5 protein-coding genes are annotated in these 5,250 nt (G+C 42.5%); 4 read left to right on the top strand and 1 reads right to left on the bottom strand.

Features of this window, described 5'->3' with window-relative positions; genetic code table 11:
• Positions 1-80 precede the first annotated feature (80 nt).
• The 4 genes from QZY09_RS01975 (at position 81) to QZY09_RS01960 (ending at position 4,561) form a co-directional block, all read left to right on the top strand.
• Positions 81-2,357 carry a PAS domain S-box protein gene (locus QZY09_RS01975; protein WP_295667502.1) on the top strand — a complete coding sequence of 759 codons (2,277 nt, stop codon included), beginning with the start codon at positions 81-83 and terminating at the stop codon, positions 2,355-2,357.
• 48 nt (positions 2,358-2,405) lie between these two features.
• Positions 2,406-2,777 carry a response regulator gene (locus QZY09_RS01970; RefSeq protein ID WP_295667500.1) on the top strand — a complete coding sequence of 124 codons (372 nt, stop codon included), beginning with the start codon at positions 2,406-2,408 and terminating at the stop codon, positions 2,775-2,777.
• A 132-nt stretch (positions 2,778-2,909) separates the two neighbouring features.
• Entirely contained in the window at positions 2,910-3,467 is a 558-nt protein-coding gene (locus tag QZY09_RS01965) for a GNAT family N-acetyltransferase (RefSeq protein WP_295667499.1), read from the top strand.
• 95 nt (positions 3,468-3,562) lie between these two features.
• Entirely contained in the window at positions 3,563-4,561 is a 999-nt protein-coding gene (locus tag QZY09_RS01960) for a hypothetical protein (RefSeq protein ID WP_295667497.1), read from the top strand.
• Between the two features lie 188 nt (positions 4,562-4,749).
• On the opposite strand, the gene QZY09_RS01955 is transcribed toward QZY09_RS01960, so the two are convergent.
• The coding region (locus QZY09_RS01955) for a WD40 repeat domain-containing protein (RefSeq protein WP_367119154.1) at positions 4,750-5,250 on the bottom strand (501 nt) is incomplete at its 5' end.

Below are 5,250 nucleotides of genomic sequence, written 5' to 3'. Positions count from 1 at the left end.
ATTTATATGCAAAACATATTAACGATAGCACTGTTTACTCCTTTAAAAAAAATCATTTTAACAAATAGGTATTGAAAAGTATGGTTAAAAAAGTACCAGAAGGCGGCTATCAGGATATTTTTAACTACAGCCCGGCAACCATACTTGTAATGGACGTAGATGCGCCATTCTATACCATTCTTGATGTTAATGAGGCTTATCTTAATGCCACAAACAGTACCCGCGAAGAATTGGTTGGTAAATCAGTGTTTGGGGCATTCCCTGCAAATCCTACCGATGAGGTATCCCAAAACATAGAACGAACCATTTTTTCGTTTGAGCAAGCCATCCAAACCAAAAAATCGCATACCATGTACAATTACAGGTATGATATTCCGGTACGGGGAACAGCTCAATTTGAAGAGCGTTGGTGGACAACCACCAATACCCCAATACTTGATGAGCGGGGAGAAGTTGTTTACTTTATACACTCCCCTGCAAATGTAACCGAACTGATTAAGTTAGGAGAAAGAGAGAAGGCGGGGGTTGAAGCGCTTAAAAACCAACGCAAACAGTTGTATTCAACGTTTATGCAGGCACCGGTCGGGATAGCAATTTTTAAAGGGCCAGACTATGTTGTTGAACTGATAAACCCACCGCTAGGCGAGCTTTATGGGCAAACGCCGGACGGTATGATGGGGAAGCCTGTTTTTGAGGTGCTTACCCATGCAAAAGGCTTGGGATTTGAAGAATTACTTGATGATGTTCGCCTTACCGGGAAACCATTCAGAGGGCATGGCCTGTCAGCCCCAATATACCGTAACGGAAAATTAGAAACTGTTTATCTTGATTTTGTTTATGAGCCATTCAGGGAAGATGACGGCGCTATAAGTGGCGTAATAGCTATTGCAACAGAAGTTACTGAACAGGTTTATGCCAGACAACAGTTAGAAGAAGCTGAGGAACGCGCAAGGCTGGCAGTTGATGCGGTTGGACTGGGGACATTTGACCTGAGCCTGTTAACAGGCGAAATGATCACATCCAAACAATTTGCCAATATTTTTGGCTATGATGAACCTGTCTCAAGACATGGATATGTAAAAGTATTTCATCCTGCGGATTTAGAATCGAGAAAAAAAGCACACGAGGCCGCGCTGAAAACAGGTAGGCTGCTTTATGAAGCGCGGGTACTATGGCCCGATAAAAGTACCCATTGGGTTAGGGTTGAGGGTAAAGTGTACTATGACACCGGCGGGAAAGCGATTCGCATTTTAGGTACACTATTGGACATAACCGGGCAAAAAAAGGCGAAGGAAGCATTGGCGGAAAGTGAACAATTGTTAAGAAGCATTACATCAGCAGCCCCAACTACTTTATGGATGACTGATGAGTATGGTTTGATTACTTACGTGAATCAAACATGGGTTGACTGGACGGGTATGCCAATTGAAGCACATATCGGTACAAAGTGGACCGGACATATTATTGAAGAAGATAAGGAAAATGCAACTGAGAAGTTCGAAAACGCACTTTTAAACAGGAGTATGTATGAAGTAGAATTTCGCATTAACCATATTGACGGAACCACGCACTGGTGCGTAGCTAATGGCAGGCCACAGTACCGGAGGGATGGGCGCTTTTCGGGTTATATAGGCGCTTGTGTTGATATCACCGAGCAAAAATACATGCAACAGCAAAAGGATGATTTTATAGGCATTGCAAGCCATGAATTAAAGACGCCCGTAACAAGTCTGAAAGCCTATACTCAGGTACTGGAAAGGATGCTGCAAAAAAAAGGGGACATCAGGGAGGCGGAAATGATAGGCAGAATGGACGGGCAACTTAACCGCTTAACCAGTCTTATAGGCGATTTACTGGATGTAACTAAATTTAACAGTGGCAAACTCCAGTTTAATAACCAGGAATATGATTTTAACACGATCCTGGATGAATTGCTGGAAGATCTGCAGCGTACCACAACCAAACATACTATTGTTAAAAAACTGGTGCCGGCAGGCCTCATTCACGGCGATAAAGAACGTATTGGTCAGGTGATTACAAACCTTGTAACCAATGCCATTAAATATTCGCCTCATTCAGATAAGATAATTGTATACACTAATATCGATAGTGATGAGATAACACTTTGTGTACAAGATTTTGGAATAGGAATTGCTAAGAAAAACCTTAATATGGTTTTTGAACAGTTTTACCGTGTGAGCGGCGAAATGCAACACACTTTTCCAGGTTTAGGCCTGGGTTTAAACATTTCTTCGGAAATAATAAAACGGGAAGGCGGAAGAATATGGGTTACCAGCGAGGAAGGGAAAGGATCAACTTTTTGTTTCGCATTGCCAATAGCAAACAGGAATAAATAGAATTATGAGCTTTAACCCAATTAGATGAAAAATATTTGCCGATGAAAAATGACAAAGACTAAAAGAATAATGATAGCTGATGACGACCCCGGCATATTGGACGCAGTCGGTCTTATACTGGAATTTGAAGGCTATGAAGTGCATAGTACACTTAACGGCTCGGCAATATTAAGTATGGCTTCTGAATTTCCGGACCTTTTGTTGTTGGATATATGGATGTCCGGCGCGGATGGGAGAGATATTTGCAAAAAGCTTAAACAGGATCCGGCAACTTGTAAAATACCTGTCGTGTTGATCTCTGCCAGTAAGGATATTGAGCGTTCAGCATTAGATGCGGGTGCAGATGATTTTTTGGAAAAGCCATTTGAAATGGATGTTTTATTGCAGAAAATTGAGAATCAATTAAAAAAGACGGGATAATCATATTGTCGATAGCTCTGTCTTATAATAAAGACGCCATTTCACCCCAAATAAACATTTTGTGGTGACCTTTTTCTGAGCTGTGTGATACACCGTATTATTTTCAATAACGTTTTTTAACGTTTAATTGCGATGGGGGATAATGAGATCATACTTGAAACCGAGAGGTTAATATTTCGCCAAAACAGAATAGAAGACCTTGACGATTTTTGTGATATGGAGGCTGATCCGGAGGTACGCAGGTTTGTTGGCGGCAAGCCGCGCTCGCGGGAAGAAGCAGAGAAACGGTTTTTACCGTCGTTGAAGCCGGCAACCAATGGCTTACATATGTGGGCCACTGTTTTGAAGCCGGGTAATAAGTATATCGGCCGCTGTGGTATTTATCCCCATTTTGATGCAGAGAGCAACTCTATCCCCAGTGAGGCTTCCTTTGGTGTTTACATTGCTAAAGCTTATTGGGGCATGGGTTTGGCGACCGAAGCCGGGGGGGTATTTGTAAAATACGGATTTGAACACCTGAATCTTGATCGCATTGTAACTATGATTCAGCTGGGGAATGATGCTTCTGTAAAAGTGGTCGAAAAAATTGGGTTTGAGTTGATCATGACTGAAAAAGGAGAATGGAGAGATTTTTATCATTATGCGATAGACCGGCATCGATTTTATGGCTTCCTTAATACAGTCAAATAGATAAAAGTCAGTTAATTGCGCCAGCATAGCCATGAAACTTTTTTGTTGAAATACCGTTTTAGATAATGAAAGAGTTAACTATTAAACCAATTTTTATGAGAAGAGGTACATTTACTTTAACCGTGGTAATTCTGTTTTTGCTCGCCGCCTGCAACAAAACAACAACGGTAACACCTGCACCGATTATTGACAGCGGGACAATAAAACAAAGCCTGGCGACTACCTGTAATGCAACACTTGCTGATGTGGATACCATGCAGATCTTCCCGGCAAACAACTCGTGGAACCGGGATATATCAACTGCGGTAATTCAATCAAACAGTGCACAAATCATCGCGCGGATAAGTACCTCCAAATTGAAAGCTGACTTTGGCAGCGGTTTATGGCTTGGTGCGCCCATAGGCATTCCTTTTGATGTGGTTTGCGGCAGTCAGCCAAAAGTAGCCGTAACTTTCCGGGCTAATGCATATGATGGCAATTATGGCAGCGAAAGCGACAAGGGCCCTTACCCTATACCTTTAAACGCGCCCATTGAAGGTAACGGCCAGGGCGATTCGCACGTGATAGTAATTGATAAGGGAAACAATGAGTTATATGAATTATACAATGCCAGTATTAGTAACGGCCAATGGCAGGCTTCCAGCGGGGCCATCTGGAGTTTAAAATCAAATAAATTACGCCCCCTGGGCTGGACTTCTGCCGACGCAGCAGGCCTGCCGATATTTCCCGGCCTGGTTCGTTATGATGAGGTATTAAAAGGGGTAATTAAGCATGCTATCCGTTTTACATTATCCTCTGCAAATGTAAGGCCCACCTATGTATACCCGGCCCGCCATAAGGTAAACAGTACCGGCGGCGTAAATTCACTGCCATTTGGCGCTAAAATGAGGTTAAAGGCAAGTTTTAACATCAGCGGCTATCCGCCGCATGTCAGGGTGATCCTTACAGCCATGAAAAAGTACGGCATTATACTGGCAGATATCGGCACCAATATGTATTTCAGTGGTGTGCCCGACAGCAGGTGGAACAACGATGAACTGCAAAAAATCGGCACGGTTACTGCCGCTGATTTTGAGGTGGTTAAGTATAATTAACACAAACTTCACGAATTATTGTACATTGTGCTAATCGGGGAGGCGGTTAGTCAGAACGAACGCATTGCGCAGCTACAGGAAATCTTTAGGGTTTGTATCACTGTCATCACCAAAGCGTAACTGGCGAAAGAATACGGTATTTTGGATAAGGATTACGAGGTAGTTATCCTGGCTGATCTGCCGGTCAACTAATCGACACTAATCTCCCAGATCATTATTTTTTTATCGTCCCCTGCTGAAATAAGCTGGTTGTCGTTCCATACGATCTTATTGATGGATAACTGGTGACTTTCAAATCCTTTTTCCCGGCTGATCGTTTTGTGTAATTTAAAATCATCAGCACTCCATATTTTAATGCTTTTATCCATACTTGCAGTAGCAAAATATGGGAGTGTAGGGTGGAAAGCGATAGCGTTTATGGCAAACAAATGGGCAGGAATACTTCTAACCATTTCAAACGAGCGGTTATCCCATATTTTTAACTGTGCATCGCGGCTGCCTGAGATAAGATATCTACCTCCCGGAAAATATTTCACTGCGAAAACAGCCATCGTATGCCCCAAAAGTGCTTTGTTTACCGTATAGTCTGAAAGATCGTACAGATAAATATGATTATTCCGGCAGCCAAAAGCAACGTTTTTTTCATCTGGCGAAATACTTATGCTCCTTATTGTATCGTTGGAAACGGT

The sequence above is a fragment of the uncultured Mucilaginibacter sp. genome (assembly GCF_903913935.1).
GTDB lineage: Bacteria > Bacteroidota > Bacteroidia > Sphingobacteriales > Sphingobacteriaceae > Mucilaginibacter.
The sequence above is the reverse complement of the archived record's forward strand: the minus strand, read 5'-3'. Positions and strand labels throughout refer to the sequence as shown.